At 67.1% G+C, this 16,695-nt stretch carries 19 protein-coding genes; all 19 read left to right on the top strand.

Annotation, left to right across the window (positions count from 1 at the left end; genetic code table 11):
- Positions 1-5 precede the first annotated feature (5 nt).
- Positions 6-1,325, top strand: coding sequence for a hemolysin family protein (locus ABS78_RS02680; protein ID WP_293374621.1), 1,320 nt, complete (start codon positions 6-8; stop codon positions 1,323-1,325).
- Positions 1,326-1,604: 279 nt separating this feature from the next.
- Positions 1,605-2,306 carry a Fe-Mn family superoxide dismutase gene (locus ABS78_RS02675; RefSeq protein ID WP_293374619.1) on the top strand — a complete coding sequence of 234 codons (702 nt, stop codon included), beginning with the start codon at positions 1,605-1,607 and terminating at the stop codon, positions 2,304-2,306.
- A 59-nt stretch (positions 2,307-2,365) separates the two neighbouring features.
- Complete coding sequence (gene chrA / locus ABS78_RS02670) at positions 2,366-3,706, top strand: chromate efflux transporter (RefSeq protein ID WP_293374617.1); 1,341 nt, start codon at positions 2,366-2,368, stop codon at positions 3,704-3,706.
- A 151-nt stretch (positions 3,707-3,857) separates the two neighbouring features.
- On the top strand, positions 3,858-4,082 hold the full coding sequence (locus tag ABS78_RS02665) for a helix-turn-helix transcriptional regulator (RefSeq protein WP_293374615.1): 225 nt from the start codon (positions 3,858-3,860) through the stop codon (positions 4,080-4,082).
- A 187-nt stretch (positions 4,083-4,269) separates the two neighbouring features.
- Positions 4,270-4,563, top strand: coding sequence for a helix-turn-helix domain-containing protein (locus ABS78_RS02660; RefSeq protein WP_293374613.1), 294 nt, complete (start codon positions 4,270-4,272; stop codon positions 4,561-4,563).
- 120 nt (positions 4,564-4,683) lie between these two features.
- Entirely contained in the window at positions 4,684-5,313 is a 630-nt protein-coding gene (locus ABS78_RS02655) for a lytic transglycosylase domain-containing protein (RefSeq protein WP_293374611.1), read from the top strand.
- Positions 5,310-5,627: a TrbC/VirB2 family protein gene (locus ABS78_RS02650; RefSeq protein ID WP_293374609.1), complete on the top strand. Its 318-nt coding sequence runs from the start codon at positions 5,310-5,312 to the stop codon at positions 5,625-5,627. Before ABS78_RS02655 ends, ABS78_RS02650 begins: the two co-directional genes overlap by 4 nt.
- 3 nt (positions 5,628-5,630) lie before the next feature.
- Positions 5,631-5,975 (top strand): type IV secretion system protein VirB3, encoded by a 345-nt coding sequence (locus tag ABS78_RS02645; RefSeq protein ID WP_293374607.1) that lies wholly within the window; start codon positions 5,631-5,633, stop codon positions 5,973-5,975.
- Positions 5,968-8,346, top strand: coding sequence for a VirB4 family type IV secretion/conjugal transfer ATPase (locus tag ABS78_RS02640; RefSeq protein WP_293374605.1), 2,379 nt, complete (start codon positions 5,968-5,970; stop codon positions 8,344-8,346). Before ABS78_RS02645 ends, ABS78_RS02640 begins: the two co-directional genes overlap by 8 nt.
- Positions 8,343-9,050, top strand: a complete 708-nt coding sequence (locus ABS78_RS02635; RefSeq protein ID WP_293374603.1) for a type IV secretion system protein — start codon at positions 8,343-8,345, stop codon at positions 9,048-9,050. Before ABS78_RS02640 ends, ABS78_RS02635 begins: the two co-directional genes overlap by 4 nt.
- Positions 9,047-9,274, top strand: a complete 228-nt coding sequence (locus ABS78_RS23880; protein WP_363082539.1) for an EexN family lipoprotein — start codon at positions 9,047-9,049, stop codon at positions 9,272-9,274. The genes ABS78_RS02635 and ABS78_RS23880 overlap by 4 nt, the downstream gene beginning before the upstream one ends.
- A 6-nt stretch (positions 9,275-9,280) precedes the next feature.
- On the top strand, positions 9,281-10,216 hold the full coding sequence (locus ABS78_RS02630) for a type IV secretion system protein (RefSeq protein ID WP_293374601.1): 936 nt from the start codon (positions 9,281-9,283) through the stop codon (positions 10,214-10,216).
- Entirely contained in the window at positions 10,216-10,455 is a 240-nt protein-coding gene (locus ABS78_RS02625) for a lipoprotein (protein ID WP_293374599.1), read from the top strand. Before ABS78_RS02630 ends, ABS78_RS02625 begins: the two co-directional genes overlap by 1 nt.
- Positions 10,452-11,126, top strand: coding sequence for a VirB8/TrbF family protein (locus ABS78_RS02620; RefSeq protein WP_293374597.1), 675 nt, complete (start codon positions 10,452-10,454; stop codon positions 11,124-11,126). Before ABS78_RS02625 ends, ABS78_RS02620 begins: the two co-directional genes overlap by 4 nt.
- A complete protein-coding gene (virB9, locus tag ABS78_RS02615; RefSeq protein WP_293374595.1) occupies positions 11,123-11,974 on the top strand; it encodes a P-type conjugative transfer protein VirB9 in 852 nt (283 codons plus the stop codon). Before ABS78_RS02620 ends, virB9 begins: the two co-directional genes overlap by 4 nt.
- Positions 11,975-12,081: 107 nt before the next feature.
- Positions 12,082-13,101 carry a type IV secretion system protein VirB10 gene (gene virB10 / locus ABS78_RS02610; RefSeq protein ID WP_293374593.1) on the top strand — a complete coding sequence of 340 codons (1,020 nt, stop codon included), beginning with the start codon at positions 12,082-12,084 and terminating at the stop codon, positions 13,099-13,101.
- A gap of 3 nt (positions 13,102-13,104) precedes the next feature.
- A complete protein-coding gene (gene virB11 / locus ABS78_RS02605) occupies positions 13,105-14,106 on the top strand; it encodes a P-type DNA transfer ATPase VirB11 (RefSeq protein WP_293374591.1) in 1,002 nt (333 codons plus the stop codon).
- Positions 14,072-15,940: a type IV secretory system conjugative DNA transfer family protein gene (locus tag ABS78_RS02600; protein WP_293374590.1), complete on the top strand. Its 1,869-nt coding sequence runs from the start codon at positions 14,072-14,074 to the stop codon at positions 15,938-15,940. The genes virB11 and ABS78_RS02600 overlap by 35 nt, the downstream gene beginning before the upstream one ends.
- A complete protein-coding gene (locus tag ABS78_RS02595; RefSeq protein WP_293374588.1) occupies positions 15,930-16,595 on the top strand; it encodes an LPD7 domain-containing protein in 666 nt (221 codons plus the stop codon). Before ABS78_RS02600 ends, ABS78_RS02595 begins: the two co-directional genes overlap by 11 nt.
- The last annotated feature ends 100 nt before the right edge of the window (positions 16,596-16,695 follow it).

Raw genomic sequence — 16,695 nt, 5'->3', positions numbered from 1 at the left:
CTTCGATGTTGCTCTTCGCCTCCGCCGTCGTGCTCCTCCTCCTGGTGCTCAACGGTCTCTTCGCCATGTCTGAACTGGCGGTGGTGTCGTCTCGCCGGGCCAAGCTGCAGAGCCGAGCCGACAGGGGCGACAAGGGGGCGGCCGTTGCTCTGAAGCTGTCGGAGAACCCAACCCGCTTCCTGGCCGCCGTGCAGGTTGGCATCACGCTTATCGGCATCCTGGCCGGCGCGTTCGGCCAGGCGACGATCGCGGCGGAACTTGACGCCATGCTTGAACAGGTGCCGGCGCTTCAACAGTATTCCGAAGGCTTGGCGACCGGCATTGTCGTTGTGGTGCTGACCTACTTCTCACTCGTAGTGGGCGAACTGGTGCCTAAGCGGTTCGCCCTGGCCTTCCCAGAAACCATCGCGGCATTGGTCTCGCGGCCGCTGATGGTCATGGCGCGCGTCCTGAGTCCTTTTGTGACGCTCCTCACCTTCTCGACAGCCGGCGTGCTGAAGGTGATCGGCGTCAAAGATCAGCAGGGCGAGGAGATTACTCACGAGGAAGTGGAGACGGTGCTGGCGGAAGGCACCAGCGCGGGGCTGATCGAGCCCGCCGAGCAAGCGATGATCGGCGAGGTCATGCGGCTCGGCGATCGGCCGGTGCGGGTGGCGATGACACCGCGGCGCGATGTCCACTGGATTTCGTTGTCCGATCCGCTTGAGCAGCAGACAGCTGACATCCGCGCCTGCCCCTATTCCCGGATGGTTGTGGCCCGCGGCAGCGACGTGGATGAGCCGGTGGGCGTGGTTCACAAGAAGGATGTGCTCGACGCGATGCTCGACGGTCAGCGTCTGGACCTGCCAGCCTTGATGGTCACTCCGGTGTTCATCTCGGAGACGACCTCCGTGTTGAAAGCCTTCGAACTTTTGAAGCAATCGCCGCTCCACATGGCGCTCGTCGTGGACGAATTCGGCGCCATGGAGGGCGTCGTCACCGCCACGGACCTGCTTGAGATGATCGCTGGCGATTTTGATGAGGCGCATGACCAGGACACCCCTAGCGCTATCCTCCAGCGTGAGGATGGTTCATTCCTGATCGACGGACGCGCCGACATCGAGGACGTCGCTCGCCACTTGAAGGCCGATTTTGACGAGACCGGCCACTTTCACACGGCAGCCGGCCTTGTCTTGCACGAAGCGGGACGCCTCCCTGAGGAGGGCGAGGTCTTCAACATCGCCGGTTACGAAGTCGAGGTCGTCGACATGGACGACCGTCGGATCGACAAGTTGTTGTTCCGTCGTCGCAGCGCTTCTGAGCGATCTCAACCGCGCGCGGAATAGGTCTGGGAGCCTGCCTCTTTTCAAGTGGCGAGCCAGGCGGTATCGAAACGTATCGGGCTTCCGCGGATCGCCCGACTAGACGGGTGCGCCCGTCCAAGATCCGCTCCTTCAGGGTCCGCTCCGTGCGGGCCCACGGGAGCGCATGCCTTGGACGTTGAGACCGACCGCCACCTTTCCAAACGCTTCCGCCTAGAAGTCGCAACCGCTCGGCTCCCCGCCGCTGCGGCACGACGGCCGGCGCCCAGCGTCGTGTCCTGAAAACCTCCGGAGATGAAACCGATGACCAACACGGATCGCCGCACCCTGCTGGCCGCTGCGGCTGGCCTTGCGACCGCCGCGCCCGCGATCGCGGCCGGCCAGAGCGCGGGCGGGACGCCCGCCCCAGGCGCGGCCTTTACCCCCAAGCCGCTGCCTTTCGACCCGGCCAAGGTGCCGGGCCTGTCGGAGAAGCTGATCCGCAGTCACTACGACAACAATTACACCGGCGCGGTGAAGCGCCTGGGCGCGATCAAGGCGGACTTCGCCAAACTGGACATGACGACGGCCCCCACCTTCCTGGTGAATGGGCTCAAGCGCGAGGAGTTGCTGGCCTGGAACTCCATGGTCCTGCACGAGGTCCACTTCGAAGGCTTCGGCGAACGCGGCGCACCGTCCGCGTCGCTGGCGCAGGCGATCGAGCGGGATTTCGGAAGCCATGACCGCTGGGCCGCAGAATTCGCCGGGATAGGCAAGGCGCTCGGCGGCGGCTCGGGCTGGGTGCTGCTCACCTGGAGCGAGCGCGACCAGCGGCTCGTCAACCAATGGGCCTCCGACCACACCCAGACGCTTGCGGATGGCCGGCCGCTGCTGGCGCTCGATATGTACGAGCATGCTTACCACATGGACTACGGCGCCCGGGCCGCGGCCTATGTCGACGCCTACATGACGGCCTTTGCCTGGAAGGGGGCCAACGCGCGTTTCGCGCGGGCCACGGCGGCATGACCGCTGCGGACGAACTTGTCTCTCGGCCCGCTGGCCACGGCGTCTCCTTCGGCAAAGCCATGAAAGTCTGGGCGCGCGTCGCCGCCCTCAGCTTCGGCGGGCCGGCTGGCCAGATCGCCATGATGCACCGCATCCTGGTGGAGGAGAAACGCTGGCTGGGTGAACGGCGATTCCTGCACGCCCTGAACTACTGCATGCTGCTGCCGGGTCCTGAAGCCCAGCAGCTCGCCATCTACATCGGCTGGCTGATGCACGGCGTCGCGGGCGGGTTGTTGGCCGGGGTGCTCTTCGTGCTGCCGGGCTTCCTCGCCATCATGGGCTTGAGCATCCTCTACGCTCTCTTAGGCGGCGTCGGCATGGTTTCGGCCCTGTTCTTCGGGCTCAAGGCCGCCGTGCTCGCCATCGTCCTGCAGGCCGTTGTCCGCGTCGGCCAGCGTTCGCTGAAGAACCCTGTGATGATCGGCATCGCCGCGGCGGCCTTCGTGGCGATTTTCGCATTCGACGTGCCGTTCCCGCTGATCATTCTCGCAGCGGCGTTGATCGGCTTCATCGGCGGTCGCACCGGCATCCCGGCCTTCCTTGGCGCCAGCGGGCATGGCGCGTCCGGCGGCCAGGAGGTGCTCGACGCCGAGAGCCTGCTGGGGGAGGAGACGCCGGACCACGCGCGGCCGAACCTCGCCTGGTCTCTGAAGATCGCGGGCGTCCTAGCTGCTCTCTGGGCAGCGCCCGTGCTGGGCCTCGGGTTCCTGCTGGGTTGGAACAACGTCTTCGCCGAGATCGCCGTCTTCTTCTCCAAGATGGCGGTAGTCACCTTCGGCGGCGCCTACGCGGTATTGGCTTACGTCGCCCAGGAGGCGGTCGAGACCTACGGCTGGCTGCGCCCCGGCGAGATGCTGGACGGCCTCGGCATGGCCGAGACCACGCCGGGACCGCTGATCATCGTCACCCAGTTCGTCGGCTTCATGGGCGCCTTCCGCGGCGCCGAGGGCCTGCCACCGTTGCTGGCGGGCGTGCTCGGCGGGATGCTCACCACCTGGGTCACCTTCACGCCATGCTTTCTCTGGATTTTCCTGGGCGCGCCCTTCGTCGAGGCGCTGCGCGGCGCCAGGGCGCTCAACGCCGCCCTCGCCGCCATCACCGCCGCTGTCGTCGGCGTCATTCTCAATCTCGCCATCTGGTTCGGGCTGCACGTGCTGTTCGGGGAGGTGCGGGACATCTCGGGCTGGGGGCTTCAGATTGATATGCCCGTGCTGTCGACGATCAATTGGGCGTCGCTCCTCCTCACCCTGGCCGCGGCGCTGGCGATCTTCCGCTTCAAGCTGGGCGTGATCCCAGTCCTGCTCGGCTGCGTGTCCATCGGCGTGGGCCTGCACATCATGGGGCTGCTGCAGTCGGCGTGAAATGCCGGCGGATAAAGGCTAGTCATGCGAGCGAGGTGCGATCAAAAGACAGCTTCAGGTTGATTTAACCGAGGTGTTGCTACATCCATTGCGAAGCAAAGAGGGCCTTAAGGAAGCCACTGCATGCGCGTTAAGTTCTTTGGGTGCGCTTATGCCTAACGATGCCGCCTCTGGGCTGAGCCCCCGTCAGATCGAATGCTTGCGTCTTGCCGCCGCTGGAAAGACGTCGATAGAAATCGCAGCAACGCTTGGCTTGTCATCGCGAACAGTCGATCAGTACGTAGGGGAAGCATGCGAACGGCTCAAAGTTCGCAACCGGGTTCAGGCCGTGGCGAAGGCCGTTTCCCTTGGTCTTCTGAGCGACTCCCCTCCGTAAAAACCCGGACCGCAGTTCTGCGGAATTGACGGTCGCAGGGGTTGGCGGGAATCAATCAATAGTGGTGTCAGTCTCGTAGCTTACGAAGTCTTGCGACTTCGACTGGCCATCGATTCACACCTGTAGCGCAACGGCGCGCTCATTCCGTCTAGTTAGGGGGGCAGACCTTAACTAGGAGGTCGGTCCGTTGGCCAACCAAACTGATTACGCTCGCCGGGCAGAGACCCGCTCCTTCCGCCCGCGTCCGGAACGCGACGACTTCGCCTACGCGTCGCGCCTGATCACCGAGCGTCAGCTAGAATGCTTGTCCTGGGTGCAGGAGGGCAAGAGCGCCACAGACATCGGCAGCATCCTCGGCCTTTCCGGGAGAACCGTCGAAAAGCACATCATCAAGGTCTGCGGTCATCTCGGCGTGAAGACCCGCGTCCAGGCCGTCGTGCGGGCTCGCGAACTTGGGCTGATCGCCGCGAGCGCACCGTAAGCCTACCCTCTCCAACTGGGTAGGCTTGCGCCTCGCGACAGCCATGTCGCTCGCGCCAACATCGCAGCTGAGGCCAGGAGCGGCCTCGCTGTCGAAACCCGCACCCTCAAGGCGCTTTTTATGGCCCTCAGCCTCGCCGCCGCTCTCGCGCTCGCCGCCCAATGCGCGCCAACCGTCGCGCCGGAAACCCTGCTTTCGGTAGTGCAGGTCGAGAGCCGGTTCGAGCCTCTGGCCATCGGCGTCAACGGAACGCCCCGCATCACCGTAGCGCCCGCCTCGCCGGATGACGCGGTCGCCAAGGCGGCCGCTCTGATTGCCGCCGGTCGGAACATCGACCTCGGCCTCGCGCAGATCAACAGCAAGAACCTGGCGTGGCTGGGTCTGAGCTTGCGGGACGTGTTCGAGCCCTGCACAAACCTTCGCGCCGCGGCGCGCATCCTCCAGGACGGCTATGCCCGAAGCGACGTGGACCGGGTCGGCGAACAGGCCGCCCTGAAGACGGCGCTCTCCTACTACAACACCGGTCACCCGGCTCGAGGCTTCAGCAACGGCTACGTTGGCAAGGTGGCGACGGCCGCGGGCCGGATCGTCCCCGCAATCGCGGGCGCGGGCATGGCCGGTCCTCCGGAGGTCCCGCCGCCAGCGTCCTCAGAACCTGCGCCAGCCTGGGATGTCTTCGGTGACGTCCGCCCCGGGCGGGGCGCCTTCGTCACCACCGCTTCCAATCCATCGTCCGGAGGTTCCCAGTGAGCGTGCGCGGGAAGAAGCTTCTCATCGGCCGCCTGGCGCTGGTCGGCGTAATCGCCCTAGCCAGCGCCAGCCCGGCCTTTGCCCAGTCGGCGGGCGTCGGCGGCAACATCGGTTCGTTCATCCAGAACATCATCGATCTGCTCAACAGCAACGTCATTCGCGGCCTCGCCGTGATCGCCATCATCGTCACCGGCATCGCCTGGATGTTCGGACACCTCGACATGCGACGCGCCGGCACGGTGGTGGTCGGCATCATCGTCATCTTTAGCGCTTCGGCGATCGTCGACCTGATCACCGGCGGCGGGGGAGCCTGAGCGATGTCCGGCGAGCCCGAGGAACGTCTAACCGAAGACACGCTGTTCCTGGCCTGCACGCGACCGGCCATGATTGCCGGCGTGCCGATGGAGGCCATGGGACTCAACCTGATAGTGACGGCCACGGTCTTCCTCGCCGCCCACTCACCAGCCTACCTGCTGATCGCACCAGCGGTGCATGTCGTCTTCAGGGCCATCTGCAAGCACGACCACAACGCCTTCCGTGTGCTGTGGATGTTCGTCGATACGAAGGGCCGCTCCCGCAATGGCGCGACCTGGGGCGGGAGTTCATCGACACCGCTTCCCCTGAAGCGCCGCTACGTCGCCGCCGAGGTGGTTCGTGGCTAGCCTGCTGCTTCAGCCTCGCGCAGCCGCGTCCGCCCTTGGGCGGGACCTCGATCCGCGTGGGGCGTTGCCCTACGCGCGTCATGTCACCGGCGAGATCATCGGCCTCGACACCCAGGCCCTGATGATGACGTTCCAACTGGACGGCGCCAGTTTCGAGACGGCCGACGTCCGTGACCTGAACGACTGGCACGCCAAGCTGAACGGGGCCTGGCGCAACTTGGCCAACGATCATCTGGCGGTTTGGCATCATTTGGTCCGTCGCCGACACGACGGCTACCCGGAAGGCCATTTTCGGTCGGACTTCGCGGTCGGTCTCGACGCGCGATACCGCGCCAGGCTCGGCGCCACGCAGATGTTCGTCAACGAGCTCTACGTCACCCTGATCCTCCATCCCGGTCGCGACGCGGCGGAACGGGCCGGCGCCTGGATCGCCAAGCGTCGTCGGTCCGACGGCGACGAGGACGAGGCGGTGAAGCGACTGCAGGACGCAGGCCGCGATTTAGCGCAGTACCTCAGCCGCTACGGCGTTCGCACACTGGGCCTCTATGAACGTGACGGCGGCTGGTTCTCGGAGCCGCTGGAGGTGTTGCGGCTGATCCTAACCGGCCGGCAAGAGCGCGTTCCGTTGATCCGCGGCCACCTCGGTTCGGCCATCTATTCCGCGAGAGTGATCTTCGGGCGCGAAGCCCTCGAAATCCGCGATGCGGCGGACGCCAGGTTCGCCGGCATGTTCGGGGTGAAGGAATACCCAGCAGTTACCCGGCCCGGTCTCTGGAACGGCCTTCTGGCGGCGCGCTTCGCCTTTGTCGCCAGCCAGTCCTTTAGCTTCCTGTCCAAGACCGCCGCCCGCGCGGTGATGGAGCGCAAACAGAACCAAATGCTTTCGGCGCGCGACCGCGCCGCCTCCCAGATCGCCGGGCTAGGCGAAGCCCTCGACGACCTGATGTCGAACCGCTTCGCCATGGGAGACCATCAAGCGTCGGTTCTGGTCTACGGCGACGACCCGCGCCAGCTCGCCGACAATCTCTCCAGCGCCCGCGCCCTGCTAGCCGACTCCGGCTTGGTCACCGCGCGCGAAGACCTGGCGCTGGAGGCCGCCTTCTGGGCGCAGTTTCCGGGCAACTTCACCCGCCGCGTGCGGCCGGCGGCGATCACCTCACGCAATTTCGCGGCGCTGGCGCCGTTCCACACCCACCCGGCCGGCAGGGCAGACGGCAACCACTGGGGCCCGGCGGTGGCGCTTCTGCGCACCTCGGCTGGCTCGCCGTTCCACTTCAATTTCCATGTCGGTGACCTGGGTCACACCTTCATCTGTGGACCCTCGGGCTCGGGCAAGACGGTGGTCCAAAACTTCATGCTGGCGGCCCTGGAGAAGTTCGGCGCCCAGCAGGTCTTCATCGACAAGGATCGCGGCGCTGAAATCTTCGTGCGGGCTTGCGGCGGGACTTACCTGACGCTGCGCAACGGCGACTCAACCGGGTTCGCGCCGCTCAAGGCGCTCGATTTCACGCCCGGCGTCGCAGCGTTCCTGGGCCAACTGATCCGGCAGCTCGTCGGGGCCGGCGAGCGGGCGCTGTCAGTTCAGGAAGAGCACGCCATCGACGAGGCGATCCTGGCGCTCGGTCCGCTCCCGCCCGCCCAGCGATCGCTTTCCGCCTTGCGGGCTTTGCTTGGGCAACGAGACGCCGGCGGCGTCGGCGCACGGTTGGAGAAATGGTGCCGGGGCGGAGCGCTGGGCTGGGTGCTCGACAACGACGAGGACGCCCTTAGCCTCGACGCCCGGTTCCTGGGCTTCGACATGACCCACGTGTTGGACAACGCCGAAGTTCGCACCCCGATGATGATGTATCTGTTCCACAGGCTAGCGGCGCTGGTCGATGGTCGGCGTCTGGTGATCGACATCGACGAGTTCTGGAAGGCGCTCGGCGACGAGGCTTTCCGCGGCTTGGCCCAGGACGGCCTGAAGACCTACCGCAAGCAGAACGCCTTCATGGTCTTCGGCACCCAGTCACCGGCCGACGTCCTCCGCTCGCCCATCGCCCACACCATCCTGGAGCAGTGCGCGACCAAGATCTTCCTGCCCAACGCCCACGCCGCCGAGCGCGACTACATTGAGGGGTTCGGGCTGACCCGACGTGAGTTCACCCTGGTGCGCGAAGAACTAGCGCCGGAATCCCGCCAGTTCCTGATCAAGCAGGGCCTCAATTCCGTGGTCGCCGAGCTGCGGCTCGATGGCCTGGACGACCACCTCGCCGTTCTCTCCGGCCGAACCGAGACGGTCGATCTCCTCGACCGCATCCGCGCCCGTGTCGGCGACGACCCGAAGGCCTGGCTCGAACCCTTTTACCGCGAACGGAGGATGACCCCATGAGGCGGTCGCTGACCACCATCGCCCTCGTGGGCGCTGTCACCCTTGGCGGTTCCGCAGCCCACGCCCAACTCGCTGTCTATGACGCGGCCAGCTACGCCAAGCTGATCCAGCAGGCGACCACCGCGGTCAATCAGCTGAACGAGCTGAAGACCCAAGTGACCCAGGGCCAGCAGCTGCTCTCAAGCCTCAACGACGCATCTGGCGTCAGCAAGATTGCCAGCGCGCTGGGCGTCCCGTCGCTCCGCTCCTTCCTGCCCGACACCTCAGCGCTGAGCGCAGCCGCCAAGGGTGACTTCACTGCCTTGGGCGCTATCGGAGCCAAGGCCGACGCCATCCGGTCCGCGAACCGCCTTTACACCGCACCCGCCGACGACCCGCTCGGCGCCGACATCGAGGCGGATGGCCAGCGCGCCGCCCGTGACCTAGCCCTCGGTCAGAGCGTGACGGACGCCGGCGCCCAGCGCCTGGAAGGCCTCAAGGATATTCTGGCCGCGATCGACACCGCGCCCAACGCGCGCGCCGTCATGGACCTCCAGGCCCGCGCCGCGACCGAACAGGCGATGATCGCCAACGACCAGATGCGGCTGCAGGGGATCGCCATGGCGCAGACCGCAGAAGACCGCTTGCAGGCCCAGCGTGATCGGGAACGGATGCTGGCAGCGCGGGAAGCGCGCATGGCGGCCTACAAGCAAGGATTTCAATGATGATGCGACCTCTCATTCTCGGCCTGACGCTCGGAGGCTTGGCGGCCTGCTCCGCGGAACCGCGAAGCGCCAGCTATTTCGAAGCCCATCAAGATGAGGCCGCCAAGGTTGTGGCCGACTGCGCAACCGGCGCTCATCGAGGCCAGGAGTGCGTGAACGCCCAGACAGCGGTCGCCGCAGCGAAACGCGACGCTCGAATGGACGCCTATCGCAAGGGGTTCTGATCCGCCGTGGCCGACACGCTGCACATCTTTCAGCCGGCTTATCAGTTCGTCGATAGCAAGCTCGACGTCTTCCTGAATGAGCGTGCCGGCTTGGTCATGGCGCAGGTCTCCGGACCGCTCCGCGCCGCCTTGGTTCTCTATGTCTTGCTCTACGGCTTCGCGATCCTGCGCGGCGCCATCCAAGAGCCGTTCATGGATTTCGTGGTGCGCAGCATCAAGCTGGCCTTCATCTATATGCTGGCTACCACGGTCGCCTATACGACCTACGTCACCCAGCCCCTATTCCACGTCCTCCCCGATACCCTGACCCAGGCTATCAGCGGGTCAGGCGTCCCGGATGTCGGTTCGGCCTTCGACAACTTCTTCAATCGCGCAGCCTATCTCGCTGAGAAGATCACCAAGGAGGCCAGCCCGGTCGACTTTGGGCCGTGGATCCTCGGCGCGGTGGTCTACATCGTCGGCGCCCTGGCCGCGGCCATCGGCTTCGGGGTGGTTCTGATCGCCAAGGTCGCGCTGGCCCTGCTCGTGGCGCTCGGCCCGATCTTCGTCGCCTGCGCACTCTTTGACGCCACCCGGCGATTCTTCTTCGGCTGGCTCAGCCAGGCGGTGAACTACCTGGTGCTCTTCGCGCTGATCATCACCGTCTTCCAACTAATCCTGTCCCTGGTCGCTCAGCAGTGGGGCAGCATCGACGGCTCGGATCCCATGGCCGGCGGCCTGCTCTTCGTCGCCCTGTGCCTGCTCGGGGCGATCTTCTTCCTGCAAACCCCGGCCATTGCCGCCGGGATCGCCGGCGGCGCCAGTGCAGGCCTGGCCGACTTCGCCAATGCCGCCTCGCTCAGCGGCGTGCCGCGCGCCGGCGCGCCGCAGGGTCCGCAAGAGGCCAGCCGCAGCGCGCCACGCGGCGGCGGCTCCATCCGTCCAGCAGGAGGCCGAGCCTGATGCGCAAGCCTGTTCTCTTCGTCCTGGCGATATTCGCCCTGGCCGGATGCGCCTCGACCGGCGGCGGCAAGTTGGCAGTCTGCGACGGCAAGCACCTGCGTCCCGCCAATTTCTACGGGTCGGTTCTCGCTCCTGCGACGGACGGCCAATCGGGCATTCCTCCGGCCGCCGCCCGTGAGGCGAAGCCAAAGGCGCTGTCATCGGCCGGGCCGCCCGCCTCGTTCGGGAGTTGCGCATGAACGCCGAAGCCGATCTCAAGGGCTACTTCGCCGAAGCGAAGAGCTGGAACGCCGACCAGATCCGTAGTGCGGAACGCTCCCGCCGCCTCGCCTGGGGAATAGCCGCCTTCGCCTCGGTCGTGGCCACTGTCGCCGTGGGCGCCGTCGCGGCCCTCGCCCCGCTGAAGAGCGTCGAGCCGTTCGTGGTGCGCGTAGACCGCAGCACCGGCGCGGTCGATGTTATGACGGCGCTGAAGTCCGAGAATCCGCTCACCTACGACGAGGCCGTCACCAAGCACTTCCTCGCCCAGTACGTCCGCGCCCGTGAAGGCTGGCTCGCCCCGGCGGCCGAGGCCAACTTCCGGCAAGTCTCGATCATGTCGACGCCCGCCGAGCAGCAGCGCTGGGCGGACGCCTTCCGGCCTGCCAACCCGCAGAGTCCCCAGGTCGTGTTTGGCCAGGCCGGCGAAGCCCAGATCGATATACGCGCCGTGAGTTTCGTTTCGGACGGGGTCGCCAACGTCCGCTTCCACCGCATCGTGCGCCAGAGCCAACAGATCACCGAGAGCGATTGGATCGCGACGGTCGCCTACAGCTATACGCGCGCGCCCATGGGCGAAGCCGACCGCCTTCGCAATCCGCTCGGCTTCCAGGTCACCAGCTATCGGGCCGACCCGGAGGTGGTGCGATGAACGCCTGCGCCGCCACGCTCGCCGCCGTCAGCCTTCTTGCGGCCTGGCCGGCCTATGCCCTGGACACCCCGAAGTCGGGACCGTCCGATCCACGGATCAAGGTCGTCGACTATGATCCGTGGGCGGTGGTGAAGATCACCGGCGTTTTCCGTACCGCGACCCAGATCCTTCTGGGGCCCGACGAGACGATCCTGCATGTGGCCGTCGGCGACGCCACCGGCTGGGACGTGGCGGCCGAGAAGAACATCCTCTTCGTCAAGCCGAAGGCCGCCCGGCCGCCGACCAACCTGATCGTCACTACCAGCCGCGGCGACGGGACCCGCAACTACACCTTCGAGCTCTCGACCCGGTCCGGCTCATCGGCCCGCAACACGCCGGACACCGTGTTCGGCCTCCGCTTCCGGTATCCGCAGGACGAGAAGGCCGCCGCTGCGTCCGCCTTGACCGCGCAAGCTGCGGCCCTGGAGCAGCGCATCGTCGCGTTGAAGCTTGACCGGGCGGTTGTCGTGGGTCGGCGGAATCTCAACTACGCCGTCCAGGGCTCGACCGCCCTGCAGCCCTCGGAAATCTCCGACAATGGCCGGTTCACGGTCATGCGGTTTCCCGCCAACCAGCAGGTGCCGGTCATCTATCAAGTGGAATCGAGCGGGACGGAGAGCCTGATCCCCTTCGACGTTCGCGGTGAGTTTGTCGTGGTCCATGCCGTCGTCCGCCAGCTGCGCCTGCGGCGCGGCAAGGACGTGCTCTGCATCTACAACCAGGCCTTCGAGCCCTACGGCGTCAATCCGGGGACCGGCACAGCGGCGTCCGATGTCCAGCGCACCGACCAGGGAGCGGCCAAGCCATGACCGACGTCCCCGAGCCGAACGATGCTGCTTCCTCCCCCTCGCAAGGCAGGGAGGCTCCTGCCTTCGAACGCTCCATCTCGCCGATCTCGGGCCGCCTGGGATCCGGCTTGGCTGGCAAAGGCGTGGTCGTGGCCGCGCTTGTTGCCGGGTGCGGCGTCTTCGTCGCCGCCACCTGGGGCCACGACGAGCCGCAGGCCGAACCCCGCCGCGACGAGCCGGCGCGCCAGGTCGTGCCGTTCGAGCCGGCCGTGAAATCCCCAGCGCCGACCTTGGCCGCGCCAGGCGCCAATGCGCCAGGGCTGGGTCCGGCCGACGCCGGCGGCCAGGTTCCTGCGATCCAGCCGGCGTCCGGCGCGATGGCCTCCGCAACCGACGCCGCCAGCCGCCGGCAGGCGGAGGTCAGCGCCATCCGTGGCGCGCCGATCCTGGCCTACACGCGAACTGGGGGTGGTGGAGGTGTGGCGGCAATGCCCGCGCTGATCGCGGCCCAGGGCGCCCCGGCGCGGGAGGCGACTGAACTCGACCAGCTGCGGCGCGGCTCTGCAATAGGACAGGCCCGCGCCTCCCGGTTGCCCGACCGCAACTTTCTGATCGTCGCGGGCGCCAACATCCCCTGCATTCTCCAGACCGCGATGGACACTACGACGCCGGGCTATGTCACTTGCCTCATCCCCCGGGACGTCATGTCCGACAACGGGGCCGTCGTCCTGATGGAAAAGGGCACCAAGGTGCTGGGCGAGTACCGGTCAAGCCTGCGCCAGGGTCAGCGGCGACTGTTCGTCCTCTGGACGCGGGCGGTAACGCCCGCCGGGGTGGCCATCGCCCTGGCATCGCCGGCCGCCGATCCGGTCGGCCGGGCCGGCTTCGACGGCGAGATCGACACCCACTTCTGGGATCGGTTTGGCGGGGCGCTGCTCCTCAGCATCGTCGATGACGCTGCCTACGCCGTGGCCGGTCCCAACAATGGCTCGAACATCACCCGCCTGCCGTCGGACGCCGCCGGCATCGCCGTGCAGAACTCGATCAACATCCCGCCAAGCCTGCGCAAGGCGCAGGGCGCAGAGGTCTCCATCTTCGTCGCCCAGGACTTCGACTTCTCCGGCGTCTACGGACTGAGGGCGCGGTGAGACATGACCCCCGACACCGCCGTCCTGCAGCACTACCTGAAGCCGCTCCAGGCCTGCCTCGAGCCGGCGGGCGTCACCGAGGTGGTCGTCAACCGTCCTGGTGAACTGGGGATCGAGCGCGAAGGCGGATGGGAATGGCGCCCGGCGCCGGACCTGACGGAGACCTGGCTATCGACCCTGGCCAAGGCCGCCGCGGCTTTCACCGCCCAGGACGTGACCCCCGAAACGCCGATATGTTCGACCGTGCTGCCGGGGGGTGAGCGCTGCCAGATCGTCATTCCTCCGGCCGCTGAGCGCCTGTCGCTCACCCTTAGAAAGCCCTCGGAAGCGACGCTCGACCTTGACGCCTTCGCGCGCGGCGGCCTGTTCGATGACGTGGCGCTGGCCACCAACGATCTGTCAGCGGACGAAACGCGGCTGCTGGCCCTACGCGACGCCCGCGACTGGCCGGACTTCTTCCGGCTCGCAGTACAGAGCCGGCGCAACGTGCTGATCTCCGGCGCCACGGGTTCGGGGAAGACCACTTTCGCCAAGGGCCTCGTGAAGTTGATCCCCGATGGCGAACGGCTGCTGACCATCGAGGACGCCCGGGAACTCACCGTCCCCCATCGCAACGCCGTCCACCTGCTCTACGCCAAGGATGGCCAGGGCCTGGCGAAGGTCGGCGCCAAGCAACTGCTGGAGAGCGCCTTGCGCATGCGGCCGGACCGCATCCTGTTGCAGGAGCTCCGTGATGGGACGGCCTTCTTCTACCTGCGCAACGTCAACACCGGCCATCCCGGTTCGATCACCACCATTCACGCCGACAGCGCGACCCTGGCCTTCGAGCAACTCACCTTGCTGGTGAAGGAGTCCGAGGGCGGCCGTGACCTGGCCCGCGACGACATCCGCTCACTTCTTCACATGCTGGTCGACATCGTGGTGCAGTTGCGCCGCGTCGACGGCCGCTTCCGCATGACGGAGGTCTGGTATGACCCGCTTCGCAAGCGCGCCCTGGCCGCTTAGGGCCGCCTATCTCGGCACGCTGGCGACGGCCGCCGTCGGCCTGCTGGGCGGGCTCGCGGCGGTCATCGCCCTCATAGGTCTCAAGCGGCTATCGCCCGACATTGACCCGATCCAGGTCCCGGCCTGGTTCTGGTACTTCCGCGACGATCCTCAGGTCCGCAAATGGCTCGGCGTCGGTGTGATGTCGGCCTTTGGCGGCGCCGGCATCATCGTTGTCGGCGTAGTCCGAAATCTTCGGCCGCCGCTGCACGGTGCCGCGCGCTGGGCGAGCGAGGCCGAGTTGGTCGGTGCCGGCCTTCGATCCCGCCAAGGCATCGTCTTGGGCCGCGCAGGCGGCCGCCTGCTGATCTTCGGCGGCTCCGAGCACGTCATGCTTCACGCCCCGACCCGCAGCGGCAAGGGCGTGGGGGTGGTGATCCCGAACCTACTGACCTGGCCTGACTCCGTCGTGGTGCTCGACGTCAAACGTGAGAACTGGGAGGCCAGCGCCGGCTTCCGCGCCGCCCACGGCCAGGAGGTGGTGCTGTTCGACCCGCTCGACCCCGAGGGCCGGACGGCGCGGTTCAATCCGCTGGGCCACATCGACCGCACCGACTCCATCGCGGTGCTCGACGAGTTGCAGAAGCTGGCGGTCATGCTGTTTCCGCCGCCCCAGCACGGCGACCCGTTCTGGGCCGAGGCGGCGCGAACCGGGCTGATCGGCGTCGGTGCCTATGTCGCCGAAACGCCGGAGCTGCCGTTCAGCCTCGGCGCCATCTATCGCGAACTGACCCATGGCGATCCGCGCACGCGTCTGCCGACGCAGGTTGAGGCTCGGGCCTCGGCTGGCAAGCCCCTGTCCTATGGCTGCGTCAGCGCCCTATCGGACTTCTGTTCGGCCTCGGAAAACACCTTCGCCTCGATCAAGCAGACGATCACGGCGCGCATGAACCTTTGGCTGAACCCACGGGTCTGCGCGGCGACGGACGCCAGCGACTTCGACCTGCGCGACCTTCGCGAGCGCCGGATGTCACTCTACCTCGGCGTCTCGCCGGACAACCTGGCGCGGGTGGCGCCGCTCTACAATCTGCTGCTGCAGCAACTGGTCGACCTGAACACCCGCGAGCGGCCGACCGGAGACCGGCATGCGGTCCAGGTGCTCATGGTGATGGATGAATTCGCCCGCCTGGGGCACGCCGCCGTCATCGCGCACGGCTTCTCCTATGTGGCCGGCTACGGCCTGCGTTTGCTCCCGGTCCTGCAAAGCCCGGCCCAGCTACGAGCCGAATACGGTCCCGATCTCGCCGAGGAGATCATGGCCAACTGTGGTCTCGAGATCGCCTTTGCGCCCAAGGAGCTAAAGGTCGCCCAGGACCTCTCCGAACGCCTGGGCTTCTGGACCTATTCGAGCCGGTCCCACAGCCGGCCGACGCTGCTATCGGGCGGGCGGCGCAGCACCACGGAGTCCGATCAGCGCCGCGCATTGATGATGCCGCAGGAACTGATCCAGATGGATCCGGGCCAGCTCATCCTGCTGCGGGCCGGCATGCCGCCGGTCCGGGGCCGCAAGATCCAATACTGGCGTGAGAAGGCGTTCATGCAGCGGGTCGCGGCGCCTCCGACCGTGGTGGCGCACCCCATGATTGCGACGGCGGCGGCCTGCCCGGCCACGCCAGTGGCGGGCGCTGCGCCGCAGCCTGACGCCCTCAGCCTGGAGCTGGTGATCCCCGCGTTGGAAGCGGCGGGGCTGGAAGCCCTGCCGCCGGAAGGCGCGAGCGACGCCGAGGTCGAAGGCTGGATGGAGCGCTTCATCGACGCTTCCGTGACACGACAGGACGCCGACCATGCCCGATGAGATCAACCGCAATCAGATCGACAGCGAAGGCCGCGGGCGCTCGACCCGCAAAGGCGACGTGCCGGAGTTGCTGCAGCGGCGCTACTACACCGACGAGCGTGGCGGACCTGGCCTCGGCTTCTACGCTGACGCCCGTGTTCAGGCCGCGGCTTTCCGCGATCTTGGCGGGCGTCTGGTAGCCGCCCGCTCCGACCCCACCGCCATTCGCGACATGGCGGCGGTCGCCCAGCACCGGGGGTGGACCGCCGTTGTGGTGCATGGCGACAAGGACTTCCGGCGCGAGGCGTGGCTGACCGCTCGCGCCCTTGGCTTGGAGGTGCGGGGCTACCAGCCGACCGAGCGCGACCGCCAGGAGCTTGAACGCCGCCAGGCGGCCCTGGCCCGCAAAGCGGCGCGCGCCGCCGAGGCGCGGCCGGAACGCGCAGACCGCGAGCCGCGCGATGCCGCTGCCGGACGCACCAACATGCGGATCGTCGAAGCCGTCGTGCGGGCGCGGGTCGGCGACCGGCCGGCGCAGGATCGAATTCTGACAGCCGCGCGCGAGCGGCTGGCGTCCTGGCTGGAGCGCGGTGCGCGGGTGCAGCCGGTCGAAGTCGCCCGGCCCCAAGCCCAGCAAGACTCCCTTCGCTCTAGAGAACGGCAGCGCAGCCGCTAGCGCCGGGAAAGTCCTGGCGGCCATCATGAAGTAGGCTTGAGGGCGCGCCGCCATTCCTATTATGTAGTCTACAGACCGTGGTTTCATCGACGACAGAAGT

Source organism: Phenylobacterium sp. SCN 70-31, assembly GCF_001724605.1.
GTDB lineage: Bacteria > Pseudomonadota > Alphaproteobacteria > Caulobacterales > Caulobacteraceae > Phenylobacterium.
The sequence above is the reverse complement of the archived record's forward strand: the minus strand, read 5'-3'. Positions and strand labels throughout refer to the sequence as shown.